This window comes from Dietzia natronolimnaea, assembly GCF_002289575.1.
Taxonomy (GTDB): Bacteria; Actinomycetota; Actinomycetes; order Mycobacteriales; family Mycobacteriaceae; genus Dietzia; species Dietzia natronolimnaea_A.
On sequence record NZ_NTGA01000015.1, the window covers coordinates 1 to 15,754 of the forward strand.

Genomic DNA, 15,754 nt, shown 5'->3' on the forward strand with positions numbered 1-15,754 from the left:
TGTTCATCCTGTGTACCTTTCGGCCGGAACCGGCGGCCGGGATGGTCCCCGACCGCCGGGCTGGGTTCAGACCTGGCTACTGGTGCTCTGCTGTGCGCTGATGTTGCGGCGAGCGGTGGTGGACGCCTGACGCAGAGCTTGCTCCACATTGCGCAGCTGCGGGACGAGGGTGGACTCCCATTCGCCCTGGAACTGCTGGGCATCCGATCCCTTCCAGTTCGCCGGGATGTTGCTCGAGACCACGCTGTTCATCTGCGAGATGAGGTTCTGAATGTTCTGCGCCTCGGCATCGAACCTGGTCGCCATCTGGCCGACGAGTTCCGGGTCGAGTCCGAGGAAGCCTCCGCTGGTCATGTTCTTCTCCTTCTGTAATCGGGCACATCCTGCCCGCTTGATAAAGAAACTATTGCCTCTGCCGGGAGGAGGGAATGGGTAGCGGTACCCATCCCCTCCGGTCATGCCATGGGCATCGCCACCTGCAATTTCATCGCCACCCCGTAGCGGATGTAGAAGCCGCGTCCCGGTGGGAACTCCGCTCTTCTGACCCTCCCGAGCGGCGTACCCAGGAGACCCTCGCCGTCGGAGTCGCCCGGCGCGAGCAACAGCCCCACCCGGGCGGACTTGAACGGCTGGGCGAGCTGGTAGGCCTGGTTCCACGTGGAACTCTCAGACTCGCCCACCACGAAGTGACCGCACGCGGCGGCCTCCTTGATCAGCGCCAGGAGGTCTGCCTCCGCTGGCGCCATGGCGAAGTCGGCCGTTCCGTGAACGAACACGGCCAGTCCCTGCACGTCGGTCCTCCCTGAGCGGATGTCATCGACGAGTCCGCGACACAGTTCGGCCACCGCGTCACCTCCCACCGCCGTCGCGTCCCATTGCTCCGCGGCGAGTTGTGGCACAGGCCGCATCGACAGCAGGATCCGGATCCGACCGGGTCGCTCCCTGTGCACGGCCTGCGCGATGGCCAGCACCGCCGATGTCCTCCCCGAACCGGGTGTCCCGGCCACCATCAACGTGCCCCGGGTATCGATACCCGTCGGGCCGAGGCTCGTGTCAGCCACGCCGATCGACGCCAGGAACACCGGGCTTCCGTCGCGATCGGCCTGCTCGACTGACGGTGGCAGGGCGTCGAGCAGGATCCTCTCCTCGAGCCGGCGGATATCTGGAGCGGACACGACACCGAGGCCACGCAGATGGTCGGCGAGCCGCTCGATCTCCCGGGCCTGGCTGGAGACGTTGGCCTCCCCTCCCAGGATCGCGAACTGCATCTCGTCTTCCCCGAGCACGGCCCGGCCCGGGGGCGAGGTCTGATCCAGCACGTCTCTGGGAACACCGAGGTTCAGGTACTCCTCCTCCGAGGCCAGGCGGAGTACGAACCGCTTCTGTACGGACGACCCGAGCGAGGTCGGCACGGAATTGCTCCGGTCACCGGTCACCACCACGTGGACACCCACTCCGCGTCCGTCGCCGGCGATCTGGGTGAAGATGGAGAACCACGGCGCGATCGTGGAGTGTTCGTAGGCGTCGCGGAACGCCCCGATGCCGTCCACCAGCACGATGATTCTCGCCTCCCGCGTGCCACCGGCGGTCGCGCGGTACTCCTCGATCGTCGAGGCGCGCGCCGCCGCATAGCGCTCCGCGCGCTCCTCGACCGTCGCGGCGAGCTCACGCATCAGGCGTGCGATCCGCTCCTCGTCATCACCGGAGATGACGGCCCCGACGGTCGGCAACGGCTCCACCATCCGTAGACCGGACGAACCGAAGTCGAGGCCGTAGATGTGCACGGGCGCCGCGGTCGCGGCCAGTGAGGCGGCTACAGCGACCTGGCGCAGCGCCGCCGACTTGCCGGATCCACCGGTCCCGTAGATCGCCACGTTGCCTTCGCGGCTCGGCTCGTAGAACACCCTGGGTTGCATCTGTTCGGCCGGCGCGTCGCGGATTCCCAACAGCAGTCGGCTGTCGCTGTGCCGCCAACGGATCGCCGCGGTGTTGTACGTCGCCCGCAACTCCGGCAGCCAGGGCCTGCGGGGTGAGGGGATCCCCGCGATCTGTGCAGCCCCGCACACACTCTTGACCACACGCGTAATATCCGTGGGCCCCTCGTCGACAGTCGACGTGTCGGCGTCGAGAGGCGCCTCCCAGGCGACCGGTGAGCCGAAGTGGAGTTCCTCCACCTCTACGGGGGGTGCAGTCTGGACATCGCTGGTATGCCCACCGGAATAGGCGGACTGGAAGGTCGTTAATCTGCCGGGGCCCGTCTTGGCCGCGGCGCGCCCCGGGATGTTGGGCGGGAAGTCCGCCGCATCGGGCACTCCGAGTACATCGGTCGAGTCGTCGGCGTCGGCCATCCGCAGCGCGATCCGCAGGTTGGTGTTGGCGCGGAGGTTGTCCTTGATCACGCCCGCCGGGCGCTGGGTGGCCAGAACGAGGTGGATGCCGAGGGACCGGCCACGTTGGGCGACGTCCACCACCCCGTCGACGAACTCGGGGATTTCCTGGACCAGCGCGGCGAACTCGTCGACGACGATGACCAGACTGGGCGGACAGTCCGGGTCCCCGGTCTTCTCCAGGGTGATCAGGTCCTTGGCTTTCTTCGCGTTGAGCAGGTGCTCGCGATGTCGGATCTCGGCCCGAAGCGACGTGAGAGCGCGTCGCACGAGATGCTGACTGAGGTCGGTGACCAGGCCGACGCAGTGCGGCAGGTCCACGCAGTCCGCGAACGCCGCCCCACCCTTGTAGTCGATGAAGAGAAACGTGACCCTCTTCGGGCTGTGGGCGGCGGCCATCCCGAGGACCCAGGACTGGAGGAACTCGGACTTGCCCGAACCCGTGGTGCCGCCGACCAGGGCGTGCGGGCCGTCTGCGCGCAGGTCGAGGGACATGGGCGTCACACCCGTCGACCCGACCAGCGCGCGCAGATCGCCCGCGCGGCGGCGCCGCCGACCGTCCGGCGCCCCGGCGTCCTCACCGCCGAGCGTTCCGTTCTCCCGCCAGCGCTCCAGAACCACCTCCGGATCGTCACCGAAGCGATGGCCCACCAGATCGAGCATGGCCACCGACTGCGGTACGTCAGAGGCGTCCTCCACCGAGACCCCGGCATCGACGACGGGGGCCAGCAGCAGCGCCGCGGCGGCCGCGGCCGGGGCGTCAAGGGTCTCGCACGTGACGGGACTCGACACCATGCCGTGACGTACGACGCCCGTCACCGCACCGTCGTGGCCCGCGCCCACCTCGACGAAGGTGCGGCAGACCGACGGCAGGTTCTCCACGCGAGTAGCGGACCAGATGACGTAGACACCGACGTCCGGCCCGGTCTCGGCCAATCGGATCAGCCGCGAACGATCGACCGGGGTGTCGTCATCGACCACCACGACCACCGCGGGCAGCGGCGGGACCCCGTGGTCCTCAGCGCGAGGGATCCCCTTCTCGACCTGCACCTCGCCTCGGGGTGCGCCGCGAAGCGGCAGCTCGGAATCCAACCGCGAGGCGACGAGGTCCTCCAATTCGGCCACCAGGACCCGCCCGCTTCCCTGGTTGTCCGCGAGATGGCCACCGGCCAGCGGGCTGTGAACGGAGCCGGCGTGCGGAAGCCACTCCACCCACTCCCATGTGGTTCGGGACACCGGCGAGGCGAACACGGTCACCACGAGTTCGGCCGGGGAGTGCAACGCCACCAACTGGAAGACCAGGCCACGGGCGATGCCCTCGACCGAACCACGGGGGCCCGCGGCCCCCACCGCTCCCGCCGAGCGGAGGTCGCCGACAACTGGCACCCCGCTGATGTCCTCGAAGGTCCTGGCGAAGTCGCGGGCACGTTGCAGGTATGAGGGGAGGGCTGTCGCGCTGAAGTCCGGATGGTCGACCGAGCAGGACGAGCGGGTCGACCCCACCCCCAACCGCACCGTGAGGAAGCCGGACGTCTCGGGCCTGCGGCTCCACAACATCGGGCCCAGGAGGTCGACCGTCCGGCGCAGATCCATCAGCGACGGTGTGCGCTCCAACCGGACCGCCCTCTCGCGCTCCTGGGCCTCCGTCAGCTCACCGGCCACCACTCGCAGGGTGGTGTCGAAGTCCTCCTTCTGTTGCCTGAGCTGCTTGGCGGCGCCCAATCGCTGGTCGAGGTACATGCCCAGCATCAGCAGCGGGCTCAAACCGATGAAGACGATCGAGAGCAGGTTGCGCGTGACGGCGTACAGCACCAGGCCCATGATCAATGGCGCCACCATCGCCACCACCGGAAACCGCATGGGGTTGGGGCGGGTCGGGGCGACGGGGGTACGGAAGGTCTCCGGTTCGAACCGGGGCTCGACACGCGGCGAACGGTTGAACTCGATGCTGGGACTCGACGGTTCGACAGTCCCTGCCAGTCGCGTACCCGCCACGCTGATCAGTGTGTCGCCCAGTCGAAGCAGGTCAGACGGGCCGACCAGGGTCTTGGTGACCCGCACCCCGCCGGCCTCGATGCCGTTGGCGGACCCTTCGTCCACGATCCCGATGGACTCCCCTACGACGATCCGCGCATGGCGCTTCGACACCAGGGGGTCAGAAAGGGTGACCTCGCACGTCGGCAGACGGCCGACGTGGCTGACCCCGGCCGGCAGCTCGAACTCGCGGCCTTTGTCCGGACCCGCCAGAACGCGCAGACGCGCGACCGCCGTACCGCGGTCACCGCCCATCGACGCCGCGGGGCGCTCCCGCGACAACCTGATGAGCGACCCCGACCGCAGCCCGGCCTCGATGAGATTGCGTTCCGGGTCCAGAACCGACGTCGTGCCCTGGGCGGTCCGACGCTCCACGCTCAGGGTGAGCCCGCTCGGCGCCTCGGCGCCGTCGTGCGCGGGATCCTGCCGGTACAGCGCCCGGGCCAGGTCTCCGACGAGCGCGGTCGCATCGACCGTCACCCCGAGATTGGTGGTACGCCCCTCAGGCCGGACATAGCTGAGCTTGAGATGCACGGATCACCCCTCCCGCCCGGCTGAGCGGGCGCTTTCCTCGTCCAACACGGGCAGATCGGCCACAGTGACCACTCCTGCCGCCACCGCGTACTCCACCAACCTGGCCCGCCGGTTCGAGGCCACGGCCCCCTCGATGCCGCGCAGGCCACGAACGCCGACGCGGGCGAACTTCTCACAGACGTTGTCCAACTTGCGGTTGAATTTGGTGACCGGCCATCCCAGGCGGGCGGCCGCGGCGGCGCTCGGGGGAACCGCACTGGAGCCTGTCCCCTCTCTCCGCAACACCGGTTCGGCCAACGCCACGATGAGCGCACGCTGGCTCGCGGTCAGCGGGGTCTCGCCGATGGTTGACTCCCCGCGCTCGTCGACGCGTTCGTAGCGCGAGGTGAAGGTCGGTTCCTCGGTCCGCAGCCCGATCTCGTATGTGGTCGGCCCGGCGGTGAACACGACCGTGGTGACGCCGAACACCAACGGGACCCGCGCACCGGGGGGCAGCCAGGCCTGCAGTCCGTCGGCCGCCGAGGAGATGGTGGCCGAGAGCCGTTCCCCCTGGTTGACCAGCCACCACAGGCCGGCGTCGTACACCAGCACGAGGAATCGTCGGTGCAGATAGGGGTTGTCGTCGACATCGAGATCCGCGTCCCGTCCGATCACGAACTCCGTGCCCGGCGGTGCCGAGATCGTCTCGCCACAGAACTCCACGTGGACGGAACTCATCCGGCACACACCTCCACCCCGTCGGCGCTCGTCCGCCCCGACTCGCGCACCAGTGAGATCTCGATGCACGTGCCCGGGCCCCCCGGGATCGTCACCGTCGTCTCGTCGGTCTGGGTGGGTGAGTCGACGCCACCCGTGCCGGTCCGGACCCACAGGTAACTGTCACCCGCCTGGGGGTCGGGGTTGCTCCACCGGAAGACTGCGTCCGACCCGATGATCTCGCCCGTGGCGTCGACCACCGCGGGCACTCGCTCCCGCGACGGCGGATCGGAGCGAGGGGCCTCCGCGGTCGCCTCCGCCGGGCGCGTGACCTCGTCGTCACCACCCACGGCCGCCCACACGACCAGCCCCACCAGTACCGCAGCCACCACCACGGCGGCGGCCACCACACCGCCACGCCGACCCCCACCGGTCGCCGTCGCGGCCTCCGGCGACGGGAACTGAGCGTGGGGTGGCCCGGACCGGTGCGCGGGAGCCGAGCCGGCGTCGCGGGCGACCGTGGACGAGGTGTGGTCACCCGAGCGAGGGATATACACCTGCCCGCCGGGGATGAACTTGCCACCGGACTCGGGTGAGCGCGGTTCGGACGCGAACTCGGGAGCGATGCTCTGCTCCCGTAGGACGGTTCCGTCCGCCGGTTCCGCAGATGCCTCGGGGGGGACCGTCGATGGTTCGGTCGGCGCGACGGGCCGAGGGGCACGCACCAGAAGCGGCGATTCGGGAAGCCTCAGAGACGCCTGGACGCGGCGCAGGGCGTTGCCGAACTCGAGGGCGGAACCGAAGCGGGCTGCCGGGTCCTTCGCCATCGCCACGGCAACTGTGTGTTCGAGCACCGCGGGCACGCCGGGCGCGTGCATCGGAGGCAGCGGTTCGTGCATGATCCGCTGCATCTGCGCGCCTGCGGAGCGGTCCTGGCCCGGGATCTCGAAGGGCGCCCGCCCTTCGAGTAGGGAGTACAGGGTGGCGGCCAGACTCCACACGTCCGATTCGCGACCTCCGGGCTCACCCTCCACGAACTCCGGGGGCGCCCAGGGCACCGACAGGCCGCCGATGCCGCTCTCGCCGCCGAGCGCGGCGGCGATCCCGAAGTCGGTGAGCATCGCCTTGCCGTAATCGGATACGAGGATGTTGGCGGGCTTGATGTCCCTGTGCAGTATCCCGGCGCGGTGCGCGGTCTCCACGGCGCCGCAGATCTCCACGATGATGTCGAGGGCCCGCGGCAGATCCAGCGGGGCGGTGCGGAAGCGGTCGCCCAGGTTGGGTTCCGAGCAGTACTCCATCACCAGATAGGGGCGGCCGTCGGGGGCGATGCCAGTGTTGTACACGGTGACGATCGAGGGGTGAGTGGAAAGCTGCCCCATGAGGCGGGCCTCGGACTCGAACTGGTCACGCACGCCCGGGCTCAGCGAGTCCGACAGCAGCACCTTGACCGCCACCTCCCGACTGGTCCGGCCGTCCTCGTAGAGGTAGACGTCGGCGAAACCGCCCGACCCCAGATGCCGGATGAAGACGTACCCGGACAGGCGTGGCTCCCTGGCCGGTGCGCGCCGGCTCACGGTAGGTCCTCGAACCGGATCTGCACGTCGTCCACTACGAGCACGTCACCCGACATGAGCATCCTCGGCTCGTCAGGCATGAGGCGGACCTCTTCGCCCGCGCCCCGGCGCAGGTAGGTGCCGTTGGTGCTACCCAGGTCGACCGCGTGCACCGACCACCCGTCGATGTCCACGCGGAGATGAGACCGCGAAATGGCCTTGTCCGGACTGGGAAGCACGATGAGCCGGGGCGCGGAGTCCGCGTCGACACCGTCGATCCGAGGTTCACGGCCGAAGACCAGCGCCCGGTCCAGATCGAAGAACATTCCGGTGGACAGACGGACCACCCCGAGTGAGGGCCGAGTGATGCGTGCGGCCGGACCGTCCAGCGGGGCCGAGCACACGCGGCAGGTGGACATCTGTGGTGGATTGGCGTGGTTCTGGGGGCACAGGCGGGCGGCCGTCGACCCGGGCTTCCTCGCGGAGACCTCCTCCGGGGACATCGTGTCCCCGCCGAGGTCGGGAGTCAGGGGCGCGGACGCGGTCGCGGTCCCAGGTCCCGGTGCGTGGGCAAGCACCGGCGTGTGGACCGGAGCGGCGTCAGCTGTTGGTGGGGCGGGCGTCGGGGTCCGGATCGGACCGGGTGCCTCGGGGGGTGCGGGTGCCGGGGGCCGGGGCTGGACCAATGGTCCCGGGTGGAGCACGCGGTCGTAGTCGATGCCGCCGCCGATCGTGTACTCCACGTCGTCGACCACGCCCTCCTCCCAGTCACCGTCCTCCCAGTCGTCCTCCGCCACGGGACGCGCCGGAACGGCGGGCGCCGCGGGTGCGGGCGCGGTGGGCGGAGCGGCGGGCGCCGCGGTCGCGGGGACCGGTGTGGGTGCGGGAGTCTGTTCGGGCTTCGGAGCGGGGATGTCGGTGATCTCGGGTAGAAGCGTCGCATCGGGCGAGGGTGCGACGACGGGGGCGACCGGAGCCTGAACCGGGGCCCGAACCGCCTGCGACGCGCGTTCCCCCTGCTCGCGGGGGGCTCCGCCCGGTTCCCAGCTCACCCGGTCGGCGAGCACCACTCCCTCGACGAGGGGCCAGGTCGGCTCGGCCGCGGCGGCATCGTGGACCAGCAGTTCGACCGTCGCGCCGGTGGAGAACCCCCATTCACCCAGCAGTGCGACGTCGGCGCCGTCCAGCCGGGTCTCCACACCGCCGTCGACGACGGTGCCCCGGGTTCGCCCGCTCAGGAGCACCCGCACCCCGGCGGGCCCGCGGTAGGCCAGTGCCAGATCGGGCAGCGCGTCGAGGTCCAGCACTCGGCCGCCGGCTGCCGCCGCCAGGACGGCCCGCGCGTCCCCCGCACGCGCGACCACGTCATGCAACCGGGCCACGTCGTCGTCGCCCCGGGACACCAACAGGACGCAGTCCGCGGTGACCACCACCACGGCCCCCCCGGGCAGGTAGCGGGCGGGCCGGGAGGTCGCGGCGCCGGGATGCGGTGTGCTGTGAGAGCTCATCGTCGGTACTCCTGGTCGGGTCGGGGCAGATCCTCGGTGACGTCACACTCCGCGGGCGGGGTCCCGGACACCGCCACCACCACCGCGCTGGCGTTGTCGCGCCCGCCCGCGCCCACGGCCATCGCGACCAGGGCCAGCGCGAGCGCACCGGGATCCGGGGTCCGGCGGACGAGGTCGGACACCGAGTGGTCGTCGAGTTCCCCGGTCACCCCGTCGGTGCACACCACCAGGACGTCGCCGGGGTGACGGGGCACCATCCACACGTCCGCACGCGGTTCCAGTCCGCTGCCCACCGCGCGGGTGATCACGTTGCGTTCGGGGTGGGTGCGAGCCTCGGCGGCGGTGATCTCGCCCGCGTCGATCAGCTCGCGTACCGCTGAATGGTCCACGGTGATCTGCTCGAGACGGCCGCTGCGCCACAGATAGGTGCGGGAGTCCCCGATGTTGACCACCAGCCAGTACGGAGCGTCACCACTACACGTGACGAGGGCCCCGGACAGGGTGGTGCCGGCCGGCCGCCGGTCCCCGGCCCCCAGATCGGCGATGGCGGTCGCCGCGGTGCGCACGACCTCCACGCAGTCCTGCACTGTCGCGTCGGTCCGACCGGCGAGCGCGGCCATCGCGGTCAGCACGGTGCGCGACGCGACGTCACCGCGGGAGTGCCCACCCATCCCGTCGGCCACCAGGAACACGGTCCGGTCGGCGAGCACCGCGTCCTCGTTCCGTTCACGACGCCGACCGGTGTCGGTAGCCCAGCCCCAGGTCAGATCCGCCGGCGCGCCTTCGACGACCGCCGTCCTCCCCACTCCCACGGACTCGGGCACCGGCCGGCCCCCTCCCGCCGCCCCGGTCACGGCTCCTCCACCACGAGGGTGTGACCGCCCAGGCGCAGGGTGGTGCCGAACGGGACGCCCATCGCCACCCCGGCCTCGAGCGGGTGGTCGACTCCACCGATCCGCGCCGAGGTGCCGTTGCTCGACCCCCGGTCCGCCACCGTGACCCCGCGATCGGACACGTCGATCCGCAGGTGGGTCTTGGACACGGTCCGGTCGGGGTCGTCGATCGCGAACAGGTGCTCGACCTCCTCGCCCGCGGCGCAGGCGGGATCCCGTCCGACCAGAGCGGATCTCGCAAGCGAGATGCTGCGGCCGGTGTCATCGACGAGCCGGGCCGCGATCCGCTCCGGCGCGGCGTCCACCACGACCACGGGCACGGACTCCGGGGAGGTCTCGCCGGCGGCGCGCTCGGCGGCGTCGATCACCGCGACCGGCCCCCGTTGCGGCGGCGTCTGGGACTCCGCGTCGACGCCGGGGGTCATGTCGAGGCCGTTGGGCAGCACACCGGGCCTGGTCCGTCGGCGTGGGATGTCGACGACGACGAGGCCGGCCACCTCACCCGTGTCGGTCTCCGGGTGGGGCGCGGGAGCCTTCGCGAGCGGGTCGGCGCCCCAGCGGGTGTCGATCACCCGGGTGTCCGCGGCGATGTCCTGCCAGGTACGGCGGCGACCGGTCGGGTCGCGGAAGGCGGACCAGATACTCGCACCGGCCGCGAGGAAGGCCCCCGTGGACATCAGATGTCTGCGGAGCATGGCCCGCACTCCCGGGGCATGCCCCGGCTCGCCGGACACCGTGCGGAGACCTAACAGGCCGGAGAACAATGAGCGGCCCGACCGTGCCCGCAGGACGGTGATGAGCACTGTGGTGAGCACACCGACTACCAGCATCAGCGGGGGCCACCACGAGCCGTCCAGGTTATAGACCCGCCAGAACGGGGTGAGGAGAAGCACCGCGCACAGCAGGGTGTCCAGACCTGTGGAGGCGACCCTACGGAGCATGGGCGCCGGGACCTCGGACTCGGACCTCGTCCGGGCCGGGGTACCGGCCCCAGGGGCCCGGTCGGCTCGCCCCGGCCGCAGTCCGGTTCGCGCCATGGCTGCGGCGGTGTCGAAGCGGCCGGGCGCGGGACCGTCCGAGGGCCGCTCGCCAGTGGGGACCCACTGCCCGGGCGGTCGCACGCGCGGTTGCGGCCCCGTGTGAGGCCGAGGCCGGCTCGCCTGCGGGGGCGCGGGGGGCGGACCGGACCGACGCGGCGGGGCGGGATGTGCAGGTGCACCCGGCCACCCCGGCGGCGGGCCCTGGGAACCCGGTGGTGGACCCTGCGCTCCCGCGGGCGCGACATGCCGGCCGGACGGTGGCCCCGGCCTCCCGGACTGTGGCGGCCGCGGCCGCCGCTCCAGGCCACATCGCACACAGCGCTGCGTGGACCTCGGATTGGGCTGGCCACACCGAGGGCACCTGATCGTGTCGGTGCTCACCGGATCCACTCCCTGTCGTGGGCGCGGCGGGGTCCTCGGATCCTGCCGATCACCCGGCCAAGCAGGCCGCGCCCACCGGAGCGGAGCGACCGGACACGGTCCTCGGAGATCAGGGACCGCAGGCTCACCCGAGAGCGCCACCAGGCGACGGCGGGGTGGGTGTCCCGGACCTCGGACCGCACGCGATCGATCTCCTCCCAGTAACCGGCGGCCTGCTCGTCCGCCAGGTCGCCGGGGGCGAAGGCGCCGGCGTCGGCACCTCCCGCCAGTGCGCGCACCGCCAGATCGGGATAGGCCTCGGCCACGCGGTCGGCCACCTCGCGTCTGGTGGCCCCGTCCCGCCGTGCCGCCCCCAGGTCCACGAAGGTGTCCACCAGGTCGTCCCATCCGCCCGCGACCCTCTCGCGAGGGTCCGCGGCGTCGCGACGGGACCGCGTCCGACGCATCTTGACCAGCACGATCGCGGCCGGCGCCAGGGCCAGCAGGAGGCCGAGCAGCAACGCCCGCCCAAGCAGGATCAGCACGTCCAGAAGGAACGCCCACAGCCAGGCCCACCGGTCCAGCTGTTCGTCGGCGCCGCCGGGTGAGCTCGCGGAGACGAGTTCCACCGTCTCCTGTGGGGGTGGGGGTGGCTGGATGCTCTTGGGCTGTGGGCTCGTCTTGGGTTCGGGCGCCAGCTGCTGCGGCACCTTGTCCCGCTCCGGGGTGGGGGCGAAGACCATCCACCCGACATCGGAGAACGGGATCTCCACCCACACCGACGCCATGTCGCCGGTGACCGAGATCTGCCCGTCGCCGTCGGGCGACGGGACGTCGAAGCCGACGACCACACGCGCGGGCAGACCCACGGACCGGGCCATGAGTGCCATCGCCACCGCGTACTGTTCCTCGTCGCCGATCATCTGCTCGGAATCCAGGAGGACGTCGATGCGATCGGCACTGTGTCCCGCCCGGCTGCGCACCTCACCGCTCTGGCCACTGCTGTAGAAGCCCGCCGAGCGCAAGTAGGACTCCAGGGCGCGGGCACGTCCGAGCGGGGTGGGCTCGTCACCCACCACCTCTGAGGCCCTTGCCGCCACCACCTCCGGGACGTTCTCCGCGGGCGGCAGGACGATGTCCGCGACGGGAGCATCTGCCACCTCACCGTCGGAGGGGTTGACCCCGGACCGGCCAGACACCTCGTAGGCCATCCCCGGTTCCAGGCCGGTGGTGGTGACCAGGGTCCCCGACGCCGGGTTCGCGTACAGGGTGGCCAGCGGCAGAGTCCGATCCCCGTCGCCTCCCGAGTCGGTGACCGGGGTGACCTGCTCGACCGTGGCGATCCCCGGTGTCCAGACGCCGGTGTGGTCGCCCACCGTCAGCGTGATCCTCTCCTCGGGACCGCGCGGCAGGTCGGCCCAGGCGCCGCCACGCGCGCGCGCACGCGACAGCCTCTCGTACACCCCGCTGTCGCCGGAACGGCCGCCCGCACTGCCGAACACCACGCCGTCGTACTTCTCGAGGGCGGCGAGCCTCACCTTGCCGTCAGCGGGCCGGTGATCCACGGTGAACAGCTCGGCACTGCGCAGGGGGCCGCGATAGTTGCGGTACCCGACCAGGGGGCTGACGAACTGCCGCACATCCAGTGGCGGCTCCACCCGGTCGCGCAGCAACGCGCGGTCCTGCGTGCCCACAGCGAGGGGGGCCACCGCCACCGCGGTCGCGGCCGCCACGGCCACCATGCCCACCCCGGCCAGTGCGCGCACCGGCCGTACGCGGCGCGTCACGGTCACCGCGGTGCCCGCACGTCCGGTCAGGCCGAACCGCGCGCGCACGGCCGACCACGCCAGAAGCACGACGAGCAGCGTGACACCGACAGCCGCCGGCATGACCACCTCGAACGACCCCAACCACACCGCGGCGCCGAGCCCGACCAGTGCGCACCCGGCCGCGGCTGCCGAGCGTCCGAAGCGGGCGGAGGCGAGCGTCGTGGCCAGTGCGCTGAGGACCACCGTGTAGTAGACGGCGTAGAGGGCGTGGGGGTCACCGTCGACCGGAGGTGTGGTGGTGAGCAGGTCCTTCCACGAGGTGACGACGCCGCGCGTGGCCCCGATCAGTGCGTCCGGGGAGGGGAGGAGGCCCACGGCCAGGGGCCCGACGACGACGGCGAGGAGGACGGTTCCCACCGGCAACCACAGCAGGGAGCTACGTCTCGCCCAGACCAGGCCGAGTCCCACGCCGACCAGCGACCCCACGACGGCGATTCGAGCCAGGGTCCCCGGCCCGGCAGTGGCGGCGAAACCCGCCGCCATGACCAGCGTCGCCAGCAGCGCGCCCACGCCGTCGATAGCGAGTCCTCGCATTTCGGAGACCTGCTCCGGGTGGCGCGGGGCCTTCCTGCGGGCTCTCTCCTCGCTCATCCGAGGGCTCCTCTCAGGGCCCGCGGCAGGTCGGCGAGGTTCTCCACGGACACCACCAGCAGGTCGCCCAGTCGACCGCGGTTGGGGGTCTCACCTGGTCGCACTCGCACTGCGATGCAACTCGTCCCCGGGGGGACCCGGTTGTGCGCCGACTTCAGTCGTGCCACGTCGACGGTGGAGCCCACCACCAGGACGGCCAGGGACACGCCCGGCGCCTCCATCGCGAGGTCCGCGGACAGCGCCACCACATCGCGTCGGGTGGATTCGGTCTCCACGCCGGCGAGCTGGTCGAGCAGCAGCCGCGGCGAACCGATGCGCAGGCCCCGGCTCTGCGTGAGCACGGTGAGGGACCGCGAATCGGTCAGGGCGGTGATACCGAGCGACCCGGCCACCGACACGGCGGTCTCGAACTCGTCCACGGTCGCGTAGTCACCTGCCGCAGTCGACAGCCCGATCCCGACATGCCAGCGGCGGGATTCCTCGTACTGCCGCACCATGAGGGTGCCGGTGCGGGCGGTCGACCGCCAGTGCACGGCCCGTCGGTCATCGCCGCGCACGTAGGTCCTCAGGGCGTGGAACGCCACGTCGTCGGCGGCCAGTTGATCGGAGGACACGCCGTCGAGGTCACGGAGTAGACCGGTGGTGACCCTGTCCAACGGGGCCGTACGCGGGTGCACGTACAGGGTCTCGCGCTCGCCCCACTCCCGCGTTCGGCGAAGGAGCCCCACCGGGTCTCCGCGCACCGTACGGGCCGGCCCCAACACGTGGACCGACCGCCGCTGGGTGGGGATCACGAGTATCTCCTCAATGCTCGCCCCTCCGGGCAGCCGCGGCACGTCGAACGCGGCGACGTTGCGCCCGACGGGCATCTCCACCACCGCACCCGCCAGCGATCGCCCGGTGGGATTGGAGACGATGATCCGCGCTCGAGCGGGATCACCCACCACCACGCGGTTCCCGGACAGGTCCACGGACACCTCGTGAGCTCCGCGGCCCAGCGTGAAGGGGACGGCCAACAGCAACAGGAGTAGCGCCGCCACTCCGAGAGCCATGAACTCGGTCCAGGACATGAGCAGTCCCCCGACGGTCCCGAGGATCGCGAACAGCGCGACCACCGCGCCACGACCGGTCACCGTCTCGTCGATGAACCGCCACGCCGCCACGACCACCGCGCGCGCCTGCCGCGACCGCTTCTGAACCCGGTCGCGGACGCCGATGGTCGCCGAGTCGTCTCCGGGTGGCGTGGTCGATGCCGCTGTCGTCCCTCCGGTCCGCGCCTCACCGCTCTGGGTCAGGGTCATGGTTCACCTCCTCGTAGTGTCGTTCTGTCTCGGTACCGCCGTCAGGCCCCGATCGGGGAGGAGGCGCGCTCCCTCGGGGCCGGAACCTCGCTCAGTGCCCGACCGAGTACCGCCTGTGGCGTGGTTCCCGTGAACTCGGCCTCGGGCTCGAGGACCAACCGGTGGGCCCACAGCGGCCCGATGAGGTCCTTGACGTCGTCGGGGACGAGATAGTGGCGGCCCTGCGAGGCGGCCCACACCCGTGCAGCGCGGACCATGGCGATGGCGCCGCGCACCGACACACCGACTCTCGTCTCCGGGGCGTCGCGGGTGGCCTCGGCCAGCCGTGCGATGTATTCGAGAACCGTGGGGGCGGCGTCGACGGTGGAGGCGATTCTCCCCATCGCCAGTACGTCGTCACCGGACATGACGTGCTCGATGTTCTCGGACCGGTCCCGGATCGCCGATCCGCCGAGGATGTCCATCGTGGAGGCGATGTCCGGGTAACCCATGGTGGTCTTGAGCAGGAACCTGTCGAGCTGCGCTTCGGGGAGCCGGTAGGTGCCGGCCTGCTCGATGGGGTTCTGCGTGGCGATCACCAGGAACGGGCTGCCCACGTCGTAGGCCGTCCCGTCGATCGTGACGCGAGATTCCTCCATGACCTCCAGCAGTGCCGACTGGGTCTTGGGCGAGGCTCGGTTGATCTCGTCCGCGAGCAGGATGTTGGAGAACACGGGGCCGGGATGGAACTCGAACCGACCCTTGGACTGCTCGTAGATTGTCACGCCGGTGACGTCTGACGGCAGGAGGTCAGGGGTGAACTGGATCCGGCTGTGCTTGACCGAGATCGCGGCCGCCAACGACCGTGCGAGCATCGTCTTGCCTGTGCCCGGGGCGTCCTCGAGCAGCACGTGACCCCCCGCGAGCATCGCGGTGGTGACCAACCGGATGGTGTCCGGCTTGCCGAGGATGGCGGTGCCGAGCGTGCGCACCAGTCTGTCGAAGGTCGAGGCGAAGCGCGTGGCCTCTTCCGGGGTGATGGTCAT

General features: G+C 71.0%; 10 protein-coding genes. All 10 read right to left on the reverse strand.

The features are described 5' to 3' along the window. Positions 1-66: 66 nt before the first annotated feature. The 10 genes from CEY15_RS08365 to CEY15_RS08410 all read right to left on the reverse strand — a co-directional run bounded on the left by CEY15_RS08365 (position 67) and on the right by CEY15_RS08410 (position 15,754). Positions 67-354 (reverse strand): WXG100 family type VII secretion target, encoded by a 288-nt coding sequence (locus CEY15_RS08365; protein ID WP_176475053.1) that lies wholly within the window; start codon positions 352-354, stop codon positions 67-69. Positions 355-455: 101 nt separating this feature from the next. After that, positions 456-4,955, reverse strand: a complete 4,500-nt coding sequence (locus CEY15_RS08370; RefSeq protein ID WP_095718045.1) for an FtsK/SpoIIIE domain-containing protein — start codon at positions 4,953-4,955, stop codon at positions 456-458. A 3-nt stretch (positions 4,956-4,958) separates the two neighbouring features. After that, positions 4,959-5,672 carry a hypothetical protein gene (locus CEY15_RS08375; RefSeq protein WP_095718046.1) on the reverse strand — a complete coding sequence of 238 codons (714 nt, stop codon included), beginning with the start codon at positions 5,670-5,672 and terminating at the stop codon, positions 4,959-4,961. Beyond that, entirely contained in the window at positions 5,669-7,228 is a 1,560-nt protein-coding gene (locus CEY15_RS08380; protein WP_095718047.1) for a serine/threonine-protein kinase, read from the reverse strand. Before CEY15_RS08380 ends, CEY15_RS08375 begins: the two co-directional genes overlap by 4 nt. Further along, positions 7,225-8,715, reverse strand: coding sequence for an FHA domain-containing protein (locus tag CEY15_RS08385; RefSeq protein ID WP_095718048.1), 1,491 nt, complete (start codon positions 8,713-8,715; stop codon positions 7,225-7,227). The genes CEY15_RS08380 and CEY15_RS08385 overlap by 4 nt, the downstream gene beginning before the upstream one ends. Then, positions 8,712-9,569, reverse strand: coding sequence for a PP2C family protein-serine/threonine phosphatase (locus CEY15_RS08390; RefSeq protein ID WP_095718049.1), 858 nt, complete (start codon positions 9,567-9,569; stop codon positions 8,712-8,714). The genes CEY15_RS08385 and CEY15_RS08390 overlap by 4 nt, the downstream gene beginning before the upstream one ends. Beyond that, the gene (locus CEY15_RS08395) at positions 9,566-10,549 is read right to left on the reverse strand and encodes an RDD family protein (protein ID WP_176475054.1); all 984 of its coding nucleotides are present in this window, start codon (positions 10,547-10,549) and stop codon (positions 9,566-9,568) included. Before CEY15_RS08395 ends, CEY15_RS08390 begins: the two co-directional genes overlap by 4 nt. Before the next feature lie 476 nt (positions 10,550-11,025). Beyond that, entirely contained in the window at positions 11,026-13,428 is a 2,403-nt protein-coding gene (locus CEY15_RS08400) for a transglutaminase-like domain-containing protein (protein ID WP_095718051.1), read from the reverse strand. Continuing rightward, positions 13,425-14,729 (reverse strand): DUF58 domain-containing protein, encoded by a 1,305-nt coding sequence (locus CEY15_RS08405; protein WP_095718052.1) that lies wholly within the window; start codon positions 14,727-14,729, stop codon positions 13,425-13,427. The genes CEY15_RS08400 and CEY15_RS08405 overlap by 4 nt, the downstream gene beginning before the upstream one ends. Before the next feature lie 41 nt (positions 14,730-14,770). Continuing rightward, the gene (locus CEY15_RS08410) at positions 14,771-15,754 is read right to left on the reverse strand and encodes an AAA family ATPase (protein ID WP_095718053.1); all 984 of its coding nucleotides are present in this window, start codon (positions 15,752-15,754) and stop codon (positions 14,771-14,773) included.

Excerpts from the sequence above, each read along its gene's own strand:
- CEY15_RS08365 (WP_176475053.1), bottom strand. The coding sequence starts at position 354 with ATGACCAGCGGAGGCTTCCTCGGACTCGACCCGGAACTCGTCGGCCAG.
- CEY15_RS08375 (WP_095718046.1), bottom strand. The coding sequence starts at position 5,672 with ATGAGTTCCGTCCACGTGGAGTTCTGTGGCGAGACGATCTCGGCACCG.
- CEY15_RS08385 (WP_095718048.1), bottom strand. The coding sequence starts at position 8,715 with ATGAGCTCTCACAGCACACCGCATCCCGGCGCCGCGACCTCCCGGCCC.
- CEY15_RS08395 (WP_176475054.1), bottom strand. The coding sequence starts at position 10,549 with ATGCTCCGTAGGGTCGCCTCCACAGGTCTGGACACCCTGCTGTGCGCG.
- CEY15_RS08400 (WP_095718051.1), bottom strand. The coding sequence starts at position 13,428 with ATGAGCGAGGAGAGAGCCCGCAGGAAGGCCCCGCGCCACCCGGAGCAG.
- CEY15_RS08405 (WP_095718052.1), bottom strand. The coding sequence starts at position 14,729 with ATGACCCTGACCCAGAGCGGTGAGGCGCGGACCGGAGGGACGACAGCG.
- CEY15_RS08410 (WP_095718053.1), bottom strand. The coding sequence starts at position 15,754 with ATGACCATCACCCCGGAAGAGGCCACGCGCTTCGCCTCGACCTTCGAC.